Annotated in this window: 14 protein-coding genes; 1 reads left to right on the plus strand and 13 read right to left on the minus strand. The window is 49.4% G+C overall.

Features of this window, described 5'->3' with window-relative positions; genetic code table 11:
• Positions 1-348: 348 nt before the first annotated feature.
• The gene (locus tag MHI45_RS13275; RefSeq protein ID WP_038596366.1) at positions 349-1,008 is read right to left on the minus strand and encodes a potassium channel family protein; all 660 of its coding nucleotides are present in this window, start codon (positions 1,006-1,008) and stop codon (positions 349-351) included.
• 310 nt (positions 1,009-1,318) lie between these two features.
• Here MHI45_RS13275 and sspI point away from each other — a divergent pair, with 310 nt between their 5' ends.
• Positions 1,319-1,555: a small acid-soluble spore protein SspI gene (gene sspI, locus MHI45_RS13280; RefSeq protein WP_076112599.1), complete on the plus strand. Its 237-nt coding sequence runs from the start codon at positions 1,319-1,321 to the stop codon at positions 1,553-1,555.
• 142 nt (positions 1,556-1,697) lie between these two features.
• Here sspI and MHI45_RS13285 read toward each other — a convergent pair whose 3' ends face one another.
• From MHI45_RS13285 to MHI45_RS13340, 12 genes are all read right to left on the minus strand, one after another.
• A complete protein-coding gene (locus MHI45_RS13285; RefSeq protein WP_038596370.1) occupies positions 1,698-3,284 on the minus strand; it encodes a peptide chain release factor 3 in 1,587 nt (528 codons plus the stop codon).
• Positions 3,285-3,770: 486 nt separating this feature from the next.
• The gene (gene zwf, locus MHI45_RS13290) at positions 3,771-5,321 is read right to left on the minus strand and encodes a glucose-6-phosphate dehydrogenase (protein ID WP_038596372.1); all 1,551 of its coding nucleotides are present in this window, start codon (positions 5,319-5,321) and stop codon (positions 3,771-3,773) included.
• 320 nt (positions 5,322-5,641) lie between these two features.
• Positions 5,642-6,460 (minus strand): YwmB family TATA-box binding protein, encoded by an 819-nt coding sequence (locus MHI45_RS13295; RefSeq protein WP_076112598.1) that lies wholly within the window; start codon positions 6,458-6,460, stop codon positions 5,642-5,644.
• A gap of 106 nt (positions 6,461-6,566) precedes the next feature.
• Positions 6,567-8,276 (minus strand): hypothetical protein, encoded by a 1,710-nt coding sequence (locus MHI45_RS13300; protein WP_076112597.1) that lies wholly within the window; start codon positions 8,274-8,276, stop codon positions 6,567-6,569.
• Complete coding sequence (locus tag MHI45_RS13305) at positions 8,255-9,661, minus strand: MATE family efflux transporter (RefSeq protein WP_076112596.1); 1,407 nt, start codon at positions 9,659-9,661, stop codon at positions 8,255-8,257. The genes MHI45_RS13300 and MHI45_RS13305 overlap by 22 nt, the downstream gene beginning before the upstream one ends.
• Before the next feature lie 14 nt (positions 9,662-9,675).
• A complete protein-coding gene (locus MHI45_RS13310) occupies positions 9,676-10,275 on the minus strand; it encodes a UbiX family flavin prenyltransferase (protein WP_076112595.1) in 600 nt (199 codons plus the stop codon).
• Positions 10,268-11,296 carry an enolase C-terminal domain-like protein gene (locus tag MHI45_RS13315; protein WP_076112594.1) on the minus strand — a complete coding sequence of 343 codons (1,029 nt, stop codon included), beginning with the start codon at positions 11,294-11,296 and terminating at the stop codon, positions 10,268-10,270. Before MHI45_RS13315 ends, MHI45_RS13310 begins: the two co-directional genes overlap by 8 nt.
• Positions 11,293-12,324 carry a DUF1611 domain-containing protein gene (locus MHI45_RS13320; protein WP_076112593.1) on the minus strand — a complete coding sequence of 344 codons (1,032 nt, stop codon included), beginning with the start codon at positions 12,322-12,324 and terminating at the stop codon, positions 11,293-11,295. Before MHI45_RS13320 ends, MHI45_RS13315 begins: the two co-directional genes overlap by 4 nt.
• Positions 12,311-13,735 (minus strand): UbiD family decarboxylase, encoded by a 1,425-nt coding sequence (locus MHI45_RS13325; protein ID WP_076112592.1) that lies wholly within the window; start codon positions 13,733-13,735, stop codon positions 12,311-12,313. Before MHI45_RS13325 ends, MHI45_RS13320 begins: the two co-directional genes overlap by 14 nt.
• 17 nt (positions 13,736-13,752) lie before the next feature.
• Positions 13,753-15,459 carry a TrpB-like pyridoxal phosphate-dependent enzyme gene (locus MHI45_RS13330; protein ID WP_076112591.1) on the minus strand — a complete coding sequence of 569 codons (1,707 nt, stop codon included), beginning with the start codon at positions 15,457-15,459 and terminating at the stop codon, positions 13,753-13,755.
• Between the two features lie 62 nt (positions 15,460-15,521).
• Positions 15,522-15,809 (minus strand): BMC domain-containing protein, encoded by a 288-nt coding sequence (locus tag MHI45_RS13335; RefSeq protein WP_076112590.1) that lies wholly within the window; start codon positions 15,807-15,809, stop codon positions 15,522-15,524.
• A gap of 12 nt (positions 15,810-15,821) precedes the next feature.
• Positions 15,822-16,100 (minus strand): EutN/CcmL family microcompartment protein, encoded by a 279-nt coding sequence (locus MHI45_RS13340; protein ID WP_076112589.1) that lies wholly within the window; start codon positions 16,098-16,100, stop codon positions 15,822-15,824.
• Positions 16,101-16,103: the final 3 nt, after the last annotated feature.

Below are 16,103 nucleotides of genomic sequence, written 5' to 3' on the forward strand. Positions count from 1 at the left end.
TTTGCTGCCTTTTTCCTTGCAGTCACTACGATCTTCCCATGTATTTCTCTAACACGCTGCACCTGCACACAGCTTCATTTTAAGTGTATTTCCTGCAACTAAAATCACGCTTTTTACCGCTAATTCCAATTTAGTTGTAGTCTGTACATTTATAATCATCATTATGGCTATAAACCGGGGGTATGCTAAATTTTAATTGCACGAAATACATCTATCCTTCTGAACAAGCGGTTAACGAAGCAAATAGCTGTACAGAGTGCAACTAAGCAAATCCGGCCACTATCGGCAGCGCATTTAACACTTCCTACAGCACCACGAGAGCCACGTTACACTTCATTTGCTCGTGCGTTATTGATACGCCATCTCCAGCTTGGTCAGGTTGTCCTTGTGGCCAACGATGACAAGAACATCGCCATCGGCCAGCCGGTCCTCGGCTCTTGGAGTAATATTCATTTCTTCGCCCCGGCGGATCGCCATCACATTGCAGCCATATTTGGCGCGGATATTCAGCTCCTGCAGGTTTTTGCCCAGCATCGGCCTGGGAACCTTCATATCCAGAATACTGTAATCCGGCGACAGCTCAATATAGTCAAGGATGTTCGGCGAGGCCAGATGATGCGCCACCCGCATGCCCATGTCCCGTTCGGGATAAATGACTTTGTCTGCACCGATCTTGCTTAGCACCTTGCCGTGCAGCTCACTTTTGGCCTTGACCAGAATCGCCGGCACCCCAAGGTCCTTCAAGATCAGCGTCGTAAGAATACTCGCCTGAATATCTTCTCCGATTGCCACAACGACAACATCGAAATTTCGAATGCCCAGTGCGCGCAGCGCTTCCTCATCGGTGGAATCTGCAGATACAGCATGGGTAACAATTCCCGAAATTTCCTGTGTGCGCTGCTCATCCGAATCGATGGCCAGCACATCAAATCCCATCCCGCTGAGCGCCTTGGCTACACTTGAGCCGAAACGTCCCATTCCGATGATGGCATATTGTTTTTTAGCCATGTCCGTGTACCTCCCGCTCACATTTTACATCTCACACAGTATAGCATAAGCACACACAAACTTGAATTTTCAGCATCGCCGCAGGGCACATTAGTACAGGGCGTTTCAGCATGAGCAGGCTTCCTAAGCCAGTTCTGCGAACCATTGGCAGGATGCTTTGCTCACAAAACTAAGCATATGCTTTCGAAGCAGTTTTGTACGAAGAATTGGCAGGAAGCCTTGCTCACAAAACCAAGCACATGCTTTCGAAGCAGTTTTGTACGAAGAATTGCAGGAAGCTTTGCTCACAAAACTTTTAAGGGGGTACATTATGCCAGTTACCATTGATTTGCGCCAGGCGATTCTCCATAAAGTACACGGTCAGTCCGAAGAAGACCTGCGGCACATGATTGAAGGCTCTGTGGACGGGCCGGAAGCTGCGCTTCCCGGACTTGGCGTCGTGTTTGAAATGGTCTGGAAAGACCTCGGAGAGGCCAAGCAGGATCATGTGATTAGTCTGCTCCACAGACATCTGGAGGAGACTACTCCCGGATCCATCACATCCTAGAAAGCCTCATGAGCCAAAAACCTCCGTCACCCAAGGTGCATCTGCACACATGGGGGCGGAGGTTTTTACTACCTATTTGAAACTGCCGCAGGTGCAGCTGTATCCCCTGCACCTGCAGCCTGAATTCGTCAACAGCCTACACTCAAGGAGCTGTTTCCAGGAATTTCGCGGTCGGGTTCTTCTCCATCGCTGTACGCATCGCATACTCGTTCTCGAACAGCACCACGTAGTTGCCCTTCTTGTCGGTAACCAGTGTAGAGTTGATGCGGAATTTGCCCGGGTCAGGTTTATTCTCATCCACAATCCAGCGCGCGAACTGGTATGACATCCGCTGCAGCTGAACATCCACGCCATATTCACCCTTCATCCGGTACTCGAACACCTCAAACTGCAGCTGTCCGACTACTCCGAGCAGAATATCGTCAAAGTTGACCGTACGGAACACCTGAATCATGCCCTCTTCCGTCAGCTGATCAATACCCTTTTGGAACTGCTTCGATTTCAGCGCGTTTTTGATGCTTACTTTGGAGAAAATCTCTGGTGAGAACGTCGGCAGCTCATCGAACTCCATATCACCGGCTTGACTGAGCGTATCGCCAATCCGGAAAATACCCGGGTCAAACAGCCCGATAATATCGCCCGGATACGCCTCTTCGACGATATCGCGGTCCTGAGCCAGGAACTGCTGCGGCTGGGACAGCTTGATGTCTTTGCCTGCACGGACATGCTTGACACTCATGCCGCGCTCGAACTTGCCGGACACGATCCGCAGGAAAGCAATCCGGTCGCGGTGGGCCGGGTTCATGTTCGCCTGGATTTTGAATACATAGCCGGTAAATTTCTCATTGGTCGGCTCAATGGAGCCAACTGTACTGCGGCGCGGCTCCGGCTTCGGTGCAAGATCCAGGAAGTTGTCCAGGAACGTCTGCACCCCGAAATTGTTGATCGCACTGCCGAAGAATACCGGAGTAAGCTCTCCGCGAAGTACCTTCTCATAGTCAAAAGGATCGCCCGCAACGTCCAGCAGCTCCAGCTCCTGGCACAGCTGATCATGCAGGTACTCACCGGCCATCTCACGGATGATCGGGTCACGGTAGCTTTCCACCTTTTGCACTTTAATTACGGAATGGTCATCACCCTGGAACAGCTCCACCTGATTCTTCATCCGGTCGTACACACCGCACAGTTCACGTCCGCTGCCGATTGGCCAGTTCATTGGAACAGAACGGATGCCCAGTACATTCTCAAGCTCTTCCATCAGATCAAACGGACTTTGGCCTTCGCGGTCCAGCTTGTTGATGAACGTAAAGATCGGAATACCGCGTTTGGCGCAGACCTGGAACAGCTTGATGGTCTGTGTTTCTACGCCTTTCGCCACGTCGATCAGCATAACCGCGCTATCCGCAGCCGTTAACGTACGGTAGGTATCCTCACTGAAATCCTGGTGACCCGGGGTATCCAGAATGTTCACCCGATGGTCTAAATAGTCGAACTGCATCACAGAGGAAGTAACGGAAATCCCGCGCTGTTTCTCTATTTCCATCCAGTCACTTGTTGCATGTTTGCTTGCCTTGCGGGCTTTAACCGTTCCCGCTAACCGGATGGCTCCGCCGAACAGCAGCAGCTTCTCCGTAAGTGTTGTTTTACCCGCATCCGGGTGGGAAATGATCGCAAAGGTTCTGCGTTTGTCCACTTCCTGTTGCAGCTTCTGATCCGGTGCCTTATTCATTGCACATATCCCTTCATATATAAATTCATGCTTCTGCTTATATCACACGGGTTGTTCATCAAATCGGCGCTCTGCTCATGAGTACAAATCCCTTCATTGGTGAATTCATTGTTATCCCATAATAGTCTCCAGTTCCGCTTCTAGTGAAAGCATCCTTTAAAGTATATCAAAATCCGGCAAACTTTATCTATAAAAAAGCGGCTTATACCAAATATCTTGTAAGAAAAACAGCGATTGCAGCCTATTCTGTACAGTCCTCGGCCTATACGAGGCTATTTTGCGTGAATTTCACCAAGTGGAAACGGCTTTACCGTCCTTTTTAAGGACGGTATCGTTTCAGCGAGAAATAGAAGGATAAGTTATCGTGTGAAACATATAAATTCTTATATTTGGACAAACCCGTCCCCACGCTAACGGGGGTATCGCAAAAAAGCTCTCCCTGCAGCCTCTGCAGGGGGAGCTTAAATCTTGCAGCTTATTCAGGTCTTAGCTGTTAACCCGCCAGACCACATTGTCTTCTTCCTGTCCGTTTACCGGCCACCAATGGAAACCTTCCTGAGCCAGCAACTGATCGGCTTCCACCGGACCCCACGAACCTGCAGGGTACGAAGCCAGATCAGCCGCTTCTTCCTTCCACGCTTTGGCGATACGGTCCACGAACGACCATGCCGACGAAACCTCATCCCAACGGGTGAAATAGGTTGAATCTCCACGCGCCGCATCATGCAGCAGACGCTCATAAGCTTCCGGCGAGTTGATCCCCACCATGCAGCTTTGGCAGAAATCCATGGCCAGTGGCTGAATTTCCGATTCTGAGCCCGGTTTCTTGGCATTGATCTTCACATAGATGCCTTCCATCGGATTCACGCGGATGACGAGCAGGTTGGGCTCGAGGTTATGCTTTTGGCCCAAATAGACATTGGTCGGCATACCCTTGAACTCTACAACCACTTCCGTCGTCTTCACCGGGAGACGTTTACCCGTACGGATGTAAAAAGGAACGCCTGCCCAGCGGAAATTGTCCACAAATACACGCGCCGCGAAATACGTCTCGGTATTGGATTCAGGATCCACTTTGTCTTCCTGGCGGTAAGCCGGAAGGGTCTTGCCTTTATACAGGCCTTGGGTGTACTGGCCGCGCACCACGTTCTCGCGCACTTCTTCGGAGGAAGCATACGGACGCAGCGAACGAAGCACCTTGACCTTCTCATCACGGATATCTTCAGCCAGCAAACGGCTTGGCGGTTCCATAGCGATCATCGTCAGCAGCTGCAAAATATGGTTCTGGCCCATGTCGCGCAGCGCTCCCGCATGATCGTAATATCCGCCGCGCTCTTCCACCCCAACGGTTTCACCGAGGGTGATCTGAATGTTGGCGATGTGCTTGTTGTTCCAGAGCGGTTCAAAGAAGGCATTCGCAAAACGGATGACTTCGATGTTCTGCACCATTTCCTTGCCCAGGTAGTGGTCGATCCGGTAAATCTCTTCTTCCTTAAACACCTGGCGGATCTGTTCGTTCAGCTGCTCAGCAGACTCCAGATTGTAACCGAACGGCTTCTCGATCACCAGACGGTTCCAGCCTGAACTTTGCAGCATGCCACCGGCTTTGAGGTTGAACGACACGCTGCCGAACAGCTCAGGAGCAAGGGCGAGATAGAACAGACGGTTACCCGGAATGCGGAATTTCTCTTCGATTGCCTCCGTTTGCGCGTTGAGCTCGCGGAAGCCGTCGATATTATTGATGTCCAAAGACTTGTATTCAAAATGTTGCACAAACTCATTCCATTCTGCAGCATCTCCCGCCTGGTAGCGGCAGAATTCGCGAATGGACTCTTTCACATCTTCCCGGAATTCCTCCTGGGTGCGGGGACGCCGAGCCACGCCAATTACCGCAAAATCATGTGTCAGCTTACCTTCACGGTACAAACTGTAAATCGCCGGAAAAAGCTTACGCCGGGCTAGATCTCCGGTTGCCCCAAAGATAAAAAATACAGCGCCGGGTGTATGCAGTGCATCAAGGGTTTGATTTTCAGCCATGGCTCCTCATCTCTCTGTATGTAATATAGTTGACAATCATTCTCAACGTCCGTCAAATAATAAAAAACGCATGACGACGTGATGTCATTTTATCATATTCGCAGAAAGGATGCTATCACATTCCTGACAGTTTTTCTCGGGATTTCGTAATTTTCCATTAATCTTTCTTATTCGTTTACATACTCCAGCTTATACTCCCGGATAAGGGTAGGCCACTGCCAGCCATTTTCTATTATAACGTTACGCAAAAAGCTCCGCAAACGCGGAGCCGGTATACGAAGCTTTTGCTGAAATTTGCTGATTATTAATATTTTGCGGAATCAATACTCAATGGTAATCAGCGGCAAACCGATTGTCACACGATTGCTGTTGTCATTGCCGTTCTTATGTACGGCTGCCTGCAGAGCTACCTTATGATCTCCGCTATTCACAAACCTGTTCAGCCCCGAAACATTATAAGACCGGCTGTAGGTCGTATCATCCTCATAATCTTCCACCGCTTTCAGCCCGGATAACCGCCCGGAAATCGTTCCTTCAATTCCGGCAAGTGCTTCACGGGGGGAGTCCTGCAGTGACGCTACACCTTGAAGTGAAGCATTCCACTCCGGCGTAATGCCAGCCGCCTGCATCAGTGTCCCCGCTTCTTGTGCTACTTTCTGCAAAGCCGTAGCTTTCAGCAGATCCTCTGTTTCAACGGTCACAATCACATAGCTGGTGCCTTGACCCAGCACACTCCAGAACATCGATATCTTACTATACAAATCCGGAGAGCCGGAAGATCTGTAAGTAGCATGTCCATATTCTTCGCTAGACTCCGCCTTGCCGAGTCCGAGCTGTGCAGCCAGCAGGTCTGCGTCCCTAACGGTGTCCACAGCATTCCCGCTGTATTCCCCCTGCCATTTCAGGACAAGCCGCAACGGAGACCCTGCTGCCGTAACTTCTTGTCCTACAGCTGCCAGGAGTTCCAGCGACTGCGGCAACGCTGCCGGGTCTGATGAAGCGGGAGCGGCCGCTGATGCGGCTGCACTTCCCTGGTCAGCCCCGCTGCGGAACCCGGCCAGCAGGAGCACCAGCATACACATGCAAAGAATCAGCATCAGCATTTTACCTTTCCCTTGTCCCCCGTTCCCCAGTCCCATACGGCATCTCCCTCTCATCCAATCTAGCAATCTACTAGACAGGATAACCAACTTTGAGAGGGGATATACACCAGAGACCAGAATCCCAATACTCAGGAACATCCAGCTAAATTCCGGAAAGTTCTTCTTCCGTAAACTTATATTCAGAGAAAACCGACTTGAGGTCCAGAGGCTCGAAGGTCAAAGAATAGAACCCTGCCGCAAGCGCCTTTTCATCACAATGAAAGCTGTACACTTCTGTATACTGCTCAGACTGTTTTATTTTATAGCTCATCGTATATATGTTATCCATTTTGCTGATTTTCAGAAAGAAAGGATTATCCAGGAAAACCTCATCATACATTAGATCGTTCAATACACCGAGATGCTCGATTTGCAAGGACTGTCCCTGGTTCGTTCCAAATAGCAACTTAGTGCCATTGCCGAATTTCAGCATAAGTCCGCTTTTGAAATATCGTCCGACCGAAGCATTGATCTGAACTTTCGCTTCCAGATTGCAATTTTTATGTTCGCCAACAGCCATAAGCGCTTGAGGTGCATTATCGTAAGCAATGCTGCTGAGATTCAGCTTCTCGCTCGTATGAATTAATATGATTTGATCTTGCTGAATTACGATTTCCGCATTCTTTTCATTGATTGGAGTGAATGACGAACTATGGGTGTCTGCAGTACTGAATTCTCCGCTCCCCTGAACAGCTCCAGACAATACGCCGATTAGTTGAGATCTAAAGCAGTCCTCCTTACCAATTAAGACCTTTATAGAGGAATCGACATCCGCAAAATCCAGTTTATGCTTCAGTGTCTTATAGATCAGCTTGGACTTTACCTGTCCCCATTCTACATCCAGTTGTTCACGACTGGCCCGTAAGCTGTCCACCTCCGGTTTTTCAGCGCCAGCTTGCTCTATGAACGAAAAAACCAGCTGATAATAGACTGATCTCATATTCATAACGAGAAATGTCGATTCCAGCAGCCTCGATGTATTGTGGTCATATCCGTTAGCATTAATAACCCGGGTAATCTCCCGTTCAGGATACTTCACTTCCACTTTTCCGGCTTCCACTTCCCTAAGATGAACCAGATGGTCCTTGAGAGCATCCTCCATACTCAGACCACATGTGCTGTTCCCGTGATCAGAAACCGTCCAGAAAAACATTGTCCCTTCCTGTTTGGCAAAGGTATGGGCATAGCCCGCCAGGGTATCGTAGAGCATATTGAACGGAATGGTAAAATCCTTGTATAGGGCATTCGTCCCCCCGTCAATTTGCAGCGAATCGAGCACATAGCAAATATCCCTGAGCTGGTCGTAACCCTTAATCAGAAAGAAATGTTGATGATGTTTCGCCTTATACCAATTGTCATAGTAAATGGTGTATAAATCTCCGGGGACAAGCACGCGCGCATTCCTGTCAATCTGCTCAACAATCCTTCGTCTAAAATCGGCCTCGTCAACAACAGTGTGCGTCTGAATGTCCAGCAGGAACCGTTTCTTCAGATAATCTTCATAATATTCAAAAAAGGATTCCAGCAAATCCTCCATGCTCATCGGCACCTCCTGAAACCAGGACTCAGCCATATACGTGCTGTAGTAGGTCACATACATCAAAAAAAGGCTATTGTACTGCTGCTGAAAGGAACCAAATATCATTCCGAGCGGCTTATAAAAGCAGTTCAGCTGCTTCCAAGAAAAACGATCATCATTGGGAAGCAGCTGGTCAATGATTCTGACATATCTGCTGTTAAGCGCCTGCGGAATAACCTTCATCCGGTTGTCTATGGCCACATCGAGCTCCGTCACATCGAGTTTTCGATCCATTCTTCACTTTGCCCCCTTTGATTTGGGTAAGCTGTATTCTCCGTTAAATTATGAATCCACTTTTTGGACAAGAAACGGGGCACCCCGATAATCAGCTTTGCAAATTCCTCCGACATAATGAAAATGTACACCCAGTAAATGGGAAGATGCAGCCGGTAAACCGCAATATAAGCCATTGGGAAGCCGACTGCCCACATGGCTGCACTATTTTGCACAAACGTAAAGACTGTATCTCCTCCGGCGTTCAGTACACCCTGAATCAGTATCATATTGACAACTTTTACGCAGAGGAAACAAGACATGAGGAGCAGCAGCGTTCTGGCCGTCGTGTGTGCCTCAGCTGACATACTGTAGAGGGTAAGAACCGGTCCGGAGAGCAAGTAGATGCAAGCCCCCACAATTAGAGAGCCGGTAAAAGCGAGCCATATGAAACTTCGCGAATAACTGAGCACCTTGTCCTTGTGTCCCGCGCCGATTCTGTTTCCAATCAGCACATTGCAGGCTCCCGAGAGACCGGTGAACACTACGAAAGCGATCTGTTCCACCGTACCCGCCACACTATAGGCAGCTACTGCCTGAGTACCTATATGGGCATACGATATGTTGTAAAAGTTCAGGCCTAACGACCAAAATGTTATCCCTAAAATAAGGGGGAGCGTCGTTATAAAATACTTTCTTACAAACCCTGAACCAACCGAAAAGAAATCCCTGATCCTTTTAAAGACGAGCGGTATCTTAAAAATATAAACTGAACTGACAATTAATCCGAACTCTACCAGCCTTGAGACCAGCGTGGCGATAGCGCTTCCCTTCAGCCCGAGCGCAGGAAACCCCAAATTTCCAAAGATTAGCAAGTAATTAAGCAGCGTATTCAGACTTAACGCAAACACACTGACAAACATTGGAATCTTGGCATTCCCTATGCTCCTCAACACCGCCGAATAGCAGAAGGTAATAGAGGTAGCCACGAAACTGAAGCCGACGAGCCTTAAAAAGATCCTGCCCTGTTCAATAACCTCCGGATCATTGGTGTATATGGACAGGATGCGGCCGGGAAAGAAAATGGACGCAAAGGAAAATAACAGGCTGACGGATAAACTGAGTAGCAATGAAAAGCCAAGGACAGACCGTACATGATGTACCTCCTTCTTTCCCCAAAATTGCGCGGCGAATATAGATGCCCCGGTGCTGATTCCGTTAAGCAGACAGATGTAAATAAAGGTGAAGTTGCTGGACAGCCCCACGGAGGCGATTGAAGTCTCTCCCAGCCGTCCCACCATAATCACATCAATGAAATTCAAAGACGACGTGGCCAGCTGTTGAATGATAATGGGCAGGGCAATGACAAAGATGCTCCTCCTAAACTCTTTATCTCTAAATCCCAAATTGTCTCCTCCGTTCAACTTGAGTGTTCCGTTTCATGCAGGCAGCCGGAGTTCCACTCCGGAGATAAATCGTTGTCTATCTTCAATAGATTCATGATTTTGAACACCATAAAATCAATGATATCGTCCAGCGATTGCGGCTTGGAGTAAAACGCCGGCGCAGCAAAACAAACATCCAGCCCTTCAAGGCACAGTTCGTATAATTGCTTCAGTGTCCCTGCCGACACTGGCGTTTCCCGGGGGACCAGAATGACTTGCCGCCTCTCCTTCCGAGCAACCGCAGCGGTCCGTGCGATCAGATTGTGGGCAAGGTTCGAATGAATCATCCCTATGGTGTTAACAGAGCAAGGAACCACTACCAGAGCATCATAGTGAAAGGAACCGCTCGCAGGTGAAGCGCCGATATTGTCATTGTCAAAGAATCCGTCAGCAGCGAACAGCACCTGTCTGATATAGCGCCTGTCCGCTACTTCATGCTTCATAGTGATCACAGCCGCCTGTGACATAATGACATAGACCCTGCAGCTCCGCTTCTTCAATTGTTCAATCAGATGCAAGGCATACAATGCGCCGGAAGCGCCCGTAACCGCCACAATGATCTTTTTATCACACATATTGAACTCCTAAACCGTAATAGTCATCCGGCAAGCCGATCTGTCCGTCATTGAATCTCAGGCCTGTAAAGTGATCATTCCCGATAAAACTGGCCCCGTCCAGATCCGCATATTTGAATTTCGCGGAAATCTGAAAAGCATAAGCAATCGAGAGGCTGGATTCCAGGAAGCATCCCAGAAGCAAATCCAGTTGCCCTTCGACAGAATCGATAAGACTCAGACTCTTCAGCAGTCCGCCCATCTTGATAATTTTAATATTCACCCCGTCAATAAATGGCAGGTACCGGTGCAGCTCCGCTTCCGACGTAATCGACTCATCCAAAAAGACTGGGACCTCCAGTTTCAGATCCGCAATTTTCCGGGCCATATCAATCGAGCTGACGGCGACAGGCTCCTCCACAAACAGGATGGATTCATGCGCCAGCCGGTCACGATGAGTGGCGAGTTCCTCCAGCGTCCAGCCCCGGTTCATATCGATAATATATTTCTGCCCTGGGTTTCCTTCGTTCCGGATATAATCCAACAGCGCAAGGTCACCTTCTCCCCCCAATTTCAGCTTGACGAGGGGTAACTGAATATCTGCAAGAGCTCCCACTGCCCCTCTTTCGCAGATGGGCAGAGTTACCGCCGATTTCCTCGGCCTTGGACATTCCACCTGCAGGAGCGACCAGGCAGGCTTTTTCAGAAGCTTGCCCACATAATCCAGAAGCAGCATTTCGAAGCCGCAGACGACACATTTTAGATAAGGGCCTTCGCTCAATGTACAGACAAAGGCCACGAGCTGCTCCCTATCCTCAATGTGGATAATGGCGGATGAGTGGTGCTCGATAATATAGCGAATTTGCCGCTCAGCGATATCATAATTCTCATTAAAAAAAGGCAGGGGGGCCACTTCTCCAAATGCTGATACGCCCCTCGCGTGTATGCTCAATAACAGATGATCCAGCTTGATGAACACGGAATGACTAATTCTGAACGGCTGCTTTAATTGCAGCGGCATCGGCTGGCAGCGTATGCTCATCTGTACTCCTCCAAAATATCAATAAATTTGTCACACCCAAATACCAGCGGGGCAAATACAGGAATGCGGTGCTTTAATTCCATTTGATAAATCATTTCCCGGACCTCCTCGGGATGCAGATCCTTGGCAAACAGCGATATGCCGAGAACTCTGCAACCTCTTTGATAATTAGCCAGCCGCTCCACAAGTTCGATCTGCTCTTCCAGCGCCGGAATACTTTTATCATAGTAAGCCAGTTTAGGTCTGGACACATCATGGGCAAAGACAATCAGGTTAGGTGCAGAACCATGCAGCAGGCCAAGTGTTACGCCCGAATAAGCCGGGTGCAGAATGGAGCCTTGGCCTTCTACAAAAATAAAGTCATGCTCTGTGGCCGATTGGCAGACAAAATGTTCAATCGCCCCGGCCATAAAATCTGATACAACCGCATCAATGGCAAATCCCTTACCTGCAATGTACATTCCGGTTTGCCCGGTTGGAATAAAGTCAGCCCGGAGCCCCCGGTCCAGCGAAGCGTTGTAAAGCTCCAAGGCGGTGGTCATTTTCCCGCTGGCGCAATCCGATCCGACGGTCAAAATAACATTGTTGTTCAGCGCCCCTGCTTGTCCCTTGGCTACTTCCTCGTACCGGCCGGCATACCGCAGGTCAATCATTTGACCGGGCTGGGCATACCTCAATAACTGGTCCATCTCATTGAGCTTATGATGCAGCCCGCTGATTACGCGGATTCCTGCCTGAAGCGCCTGAATAATAATTCCTATCCAGTCCGGGGGCAGTTGCCCCCCCGGGGGGGCAACACCTACCAGAAGCTCCTCCAATTCATAAGCCGACGCTCCGCTGAAATCCGCTACCACCGGGATGTCCTTGTCCACATAGGGCACAATGATCTTCACATTCCCGCCGGCGTGCTTAGCGTCGATAACAACAGCAATGTCATTACGGTACCTCATCACTCCATGGGCCATCTTGGCCTGTAAGGTGTCCAGTTCGCCGCCAGTCAGAATGGCTATTCTTTTATTTGAAGGCATAGTCAGCCCTCCTGAAATGCTCCTTCATCCGGTAGGGAACCGTGCAATCGAACACCGTCTTATATGTTGATCCGATCTCGGTGTTATAGGAAGAGAACTCCGGCCTTTGTGAAGGATCGAGAGGATGCCCATCCAAATTTGGAATGGAAATGATAGAGTGGTTGCCCTGGAATCTCGTAGATAATGCCCACAGCACTTCTCTTTCGTCAAAGATATCCACATCATCATCCAGCAGAAACACATTCTTCAGTTCATGAAACGCAGTAAACGCGGCCACTCCGGCTTGCCTCGTCTTGGCGTCATCGCGGGGCTCGTATTTGCTGAACTGAAGATGCGCCAGCAATTTCCCCCCGCCGCTTGCACTGCAGTAGCAGTTCAATATGTTGCCGGTTATCGATTCTTTGATGCTCTTGTACAAGCTGGCCTCGGTGGGAATGCCGCATAAATTGGACATTTCCGCTCCAGGACCTACAATGGTCTGATATATAGGCCGGCTACGGTACGTAATAGCCGTTACTTTGACAAGCGGAAGCTTACTTTGGGCCGCGCCGATATATCCCAGAAACTCCGGCAGAGAGTCGCCGTCGTGCTTGCGCGGATTCTCCTGCACTTCTTCCGGCAGCACAAAACCTTCAATTACGATTTCAGAGAACGCAATGCATTTCGCCCCGTTGCTGACCGCCCTGGCTACCTTTACCCCTTTTTTGCGGATGGCACCTGCTATATTCAGCTCGTTGAAGCCCAAAGGACAGGCCGGGTAAGAGAAACCTGCCGCGATATAAATCGCCGGATCAAGGCCAATATTGATTGTAACCGGTAGCGGCTTATTCCGTTTTTTCGCCTTCTCGTAAAAGTGGCCGATATGTCTGCCCGGAACAAAATAAATGGACATCGTATCCTCGGATTGAATGCACAGGCGATGTATCGTTACATCTTCCTCTCCAGTTTCCGGATCTTGGGCGTACACCAGACCCGTTGTAATGTATGGCCCTGCACTTTCAGGAGTATAGGTAAGCACAGGCAGCTGTTGATACAAGTTGATGTTTTGGTTAATGATATTTTCCTGTGAAGGAGGAGAATCGATCAATTCCGGCTCATAACGGTCATGAATCATCCCGGCCAGTTCACGACCAATGGAATGCGGTCCTACTCCCAGCAGTTCGGCACAAGCTTCTCTTGAGTTGAGCAACCCGATAAGCACCGGCATCGAGTGTCCCTTTACACGATTATAAATTACAGGATGGCCATAAGCCGGTTGGTGTTTGTTCGGAATACCGGACCCGTAATAGGCGTAATGATTGGGAATCTCGCAGCAGGTATCCATCTCTTTGTCCATAACTTCAATGGCATGCCCTTTGTGATTCAGGAAAGAAAGGGCGGTGCGCAAATCATATACCTCATCTGAACGCATAATAACCCCCTCTTTGCTTAAGCGTATTTAATCTCAATTCCATGGGATTTGATCAGTTCACCGGCAAGCGGAGTAATTACACACCCTTTGGAAAGAAACGCCACCTTCTGGCCCTTGTCAATCAGCTCTCTCACTTTGCTCTCTGTCAGTAAGTTGTACAGATTGGGATTCCCTTTGTCCTGCTCTCTGCCGCAGGCGGTTTTAGGAGAAGCGCCGGCGCTGCCAATGGTGTGTCCAGACTGGAAGCTGTCCGCCGGGGACTGGGACTCGAAATTGCGGTTCCACCAGGCTTCAAACGAGTTATTGGCCTGAACGCCGGCATTCAGCGGCGGCTGGGGCGGCAACGCTGCTCCTTTTTCCGTTTCCGGCCGGACGGTGTGTGCGAGCTTCCGCAAGGATTCATGAATGTTTGTATCAGGACTTTCGGAATCCTCCATCTTTCCGGCGTTGAACTTCTCATATCCCGCGAGATCGAAAAAGCCATGCCCGGTTAGACAGAATACAATTGTTTTGCCGGAATTCCGGTTTTCCAGAGCGACATCGATTGCCGCTTTTACACTGTGCGCCGATTCAGGCGCCGGAACATAACCTTCCAGCTTGGCGAATAATCTCGCCGCCCCGTAAATATCCAGCTGGGAATATGCACGGGCTTCGGCGTGCCCGTCTGCGATGAACTTGCTGACCAACGGCGACAGACCATGGTAGCGCAAGCCTCCGGAATGGATAACGGGAGCTGAGAATTCATGCCCCAGCGTATACATTTTGCTGAGCGGGGTCAATCTGGCTGTATCACCATAATCATACGTATAGATTCCTTTGGTTACCGTAGGCACAGCGTTGGACTCCACCGCGATAAAATGCAAGTCACGGTTTCTCTCCAGCTTCTCGCGCAGGAAAGGAAAACAAATTCCCGCAAAGCTGCTGCCTCCGCCAATGCAGCTGATAATATAGTTAGGCGTGATCTGCAAGGAATTCAGCTGATTCTTAAGCTCATTGCCGATGATGGTTTGATGCAGGCAGACAAAATTCATCGAGCTCCCCAAGGTGTATACCGTATTCCGGTCGGAAGACGCATACTCCACCGCTTCAGCGATGGCAATCCCCAGACTGCCCTGTGAATCCGGATCATTCTTGCGGATCTGGCGGCCGAACTCCGTCAGATTTGAAGGACTGCTGTGCACTTTGGAGCCGTAGGTTTGCATAAGAATCCGCCGTTGCGGTTTGGAATCAAAGCTGTTTTTCACCATAAACACATTGCAATTCAGATCAAAAAAGCTGGACGCCATACTCATTGCGCTCCCCCACTGCCCTGCTCCGGTTTCAGCAACAACGTTGGTAAAGCCGCACTTTTTGCTGAAATAAGCCTGCGCGATGGCTGAGTTCGCTTTATGGCTGCCGATTGGCGAGACGCCTTCATATTTGTAGAAGATTTTACAGTTTGTATCCAAATACTTTTCCAGATTCCGTGCTCTGATCAAAGGGCTCGGTCTCCACATCGCATAATAATCCAGAAGCTCCGGGGGAATAGGGATATTTACGTCTTTCCTGTTGATTTCCTGCTCCGCCAACAGCTCGGGAAAAATATTAGACAGCGAATGGACATTAACCGGCTGATGTGTTGTGGAATCCAGATGCGGCACGTAAAACTCCGGATAATCGGCCATGATATTGTACCAATGGGTGGGGATGTCGCTTTTTTGACTATATGAATGATTTCTGTTCATAGCTCCTCCTACACGAGTGACCGGGATGCCGAACAACCCAAACCACTTCTGGGATTGTGTAATTACGACTCTTCCTTAACGTGTTGAATGTTGAATCTCTTCTCGACTTCTTCATGCGGTCTAGGAATCACATGGGCACTGATCAACTCGCCACATTTAACCGCTGCTTCTGCACCGGCATCAATCGCTGCTTTTACCGCCGCTACGTCACCTCTAAGAATGACCGTCACAAAGGCGGAGCCGATCTTCTCCACTTTGATAATATTTACCGAAGCTGCCTTTACTGCGGCATCTGCGGCATTGATCGCCGCCGTCAATCCTTTGGTTTCCAACAATCCAATAGCATTCATACTGTAATCCTCCTAGAATATTTTTGGGTCTATCGTATTGACTGTATCCACAATTCCAACAATGGCGGCGTCTGCCGGTGTCTTTTCATGAAAGACATGCTGCGCCTGACTGCCCTTCACAACTAGCACACAGTCGCCGATACCGGCCCCGACCAGATCAAGGGCAACGAATACTTCGCGGTTCTTCCCTAATTTCGGGTGCAGAGACTCAATCAGAAACAGCTTGTACTTGTCGAGTTCCTTCTTTTTCATCGTAGACACCACGTTCCCCACAACTCTACCTAGTATCATCGC

The sequence above is a fragment of the Paenibacillus sp. FSL H3-0321 genome, from assembly GCF_038002865.1.
Classification (GTDB): Bacteria; Bacillota; Bacilli; order Paenibacillales; family Paenibacillaceae; genus Paenibacillus_AQ.

Coding starts and splice junctions, on each gene's coding strand:
- MHI45_RS13315 (WP_076112594.1), bottom strand. CDS start 11,296: ATGAGCATACGCTGCCAGCCGATGCCGCTGCAATTAAAGCAGCCGTTC.
- sspI (WP_076112599.1), top strand. CDS start 1,319: ATGCCAGTTACCATTGATTTGCGCCAGGCGATTCTCCATAAAGTACAC.
- MHI45_RS13320 (WP_076112593.1), bottom strand. CDS start 12,324: ATGCCTTCAAATAAAAGAATAGCCATTCTGACTGGCGGCGAACTGGAC.
- MHI45_RS13340 (WP_076112589.1), bottom strand. CDS start 16,100: ATGATACTAGGTAGAGTTGTGGGGAACGTGGTGTCTACGATGAAAAAG.
- MHI45_RS13300 (WP_076112597.1), bottom strand. CDS start 8,276: ATGGATCGAAAACTCGATGTGACGGAGCTCGATGTGGCCATAGACAAC.
- MHI45_RS13335 (WP_076112590.1), bottom strand. CDS start 15,809: ATGAATGCTATTGGATTGTTGGAAACCAAAGGATTGACGGCGGCGATC.
- MHI45_RS13330 (WP_076112591.1), bottom strand. CDS start 15,459: ATGAACAGAAATCATTCATATAGTCAAAAAAGCGACATCCCCACCCAT.
- MHI45_RS13295 (WP_076112598.1), bottom strand. CDS start 6,460: ATGGGACTGGGGAACGGGGGACAAGGGAAAGGTAAAATGCTGATGCTG.
- MHI45_RS13325 (WP_076112592.1), bottom strand. CDS start 13,735: ATGCGTTCAGATGAGGTATATGATTTGCGCACCGCCCTTTCTTTCCTG.
- MHI45_RS13275 (WP_038596366.1), bottom strand. CDS start 1,008: ATGGCTAAAAAACAATATGCCATCATCGGAATGGGACGTTTCGGCTCA.
- zwf (WP_038596372.1), bottom strand. CDS start 5,321: ATGGCTGAAAATCAAACCCTTGATGCACTGCATACACCCGGCGCTGTA.
- MHI45_RS13285 (WP_038596370.1), bottom strand. CDS start 3,284: ATGAATAAGGCACCGGATCAGAAGCTGCAACAGGAAGTGGACAAACGC.
- MHI45_RS13310 (WP_076112595.1), bottom strand. CDS start 10,275: ATGTGTGATAAAAAGATCATTGTGGCGGTTACGGGCGCTTCCGGCGCA.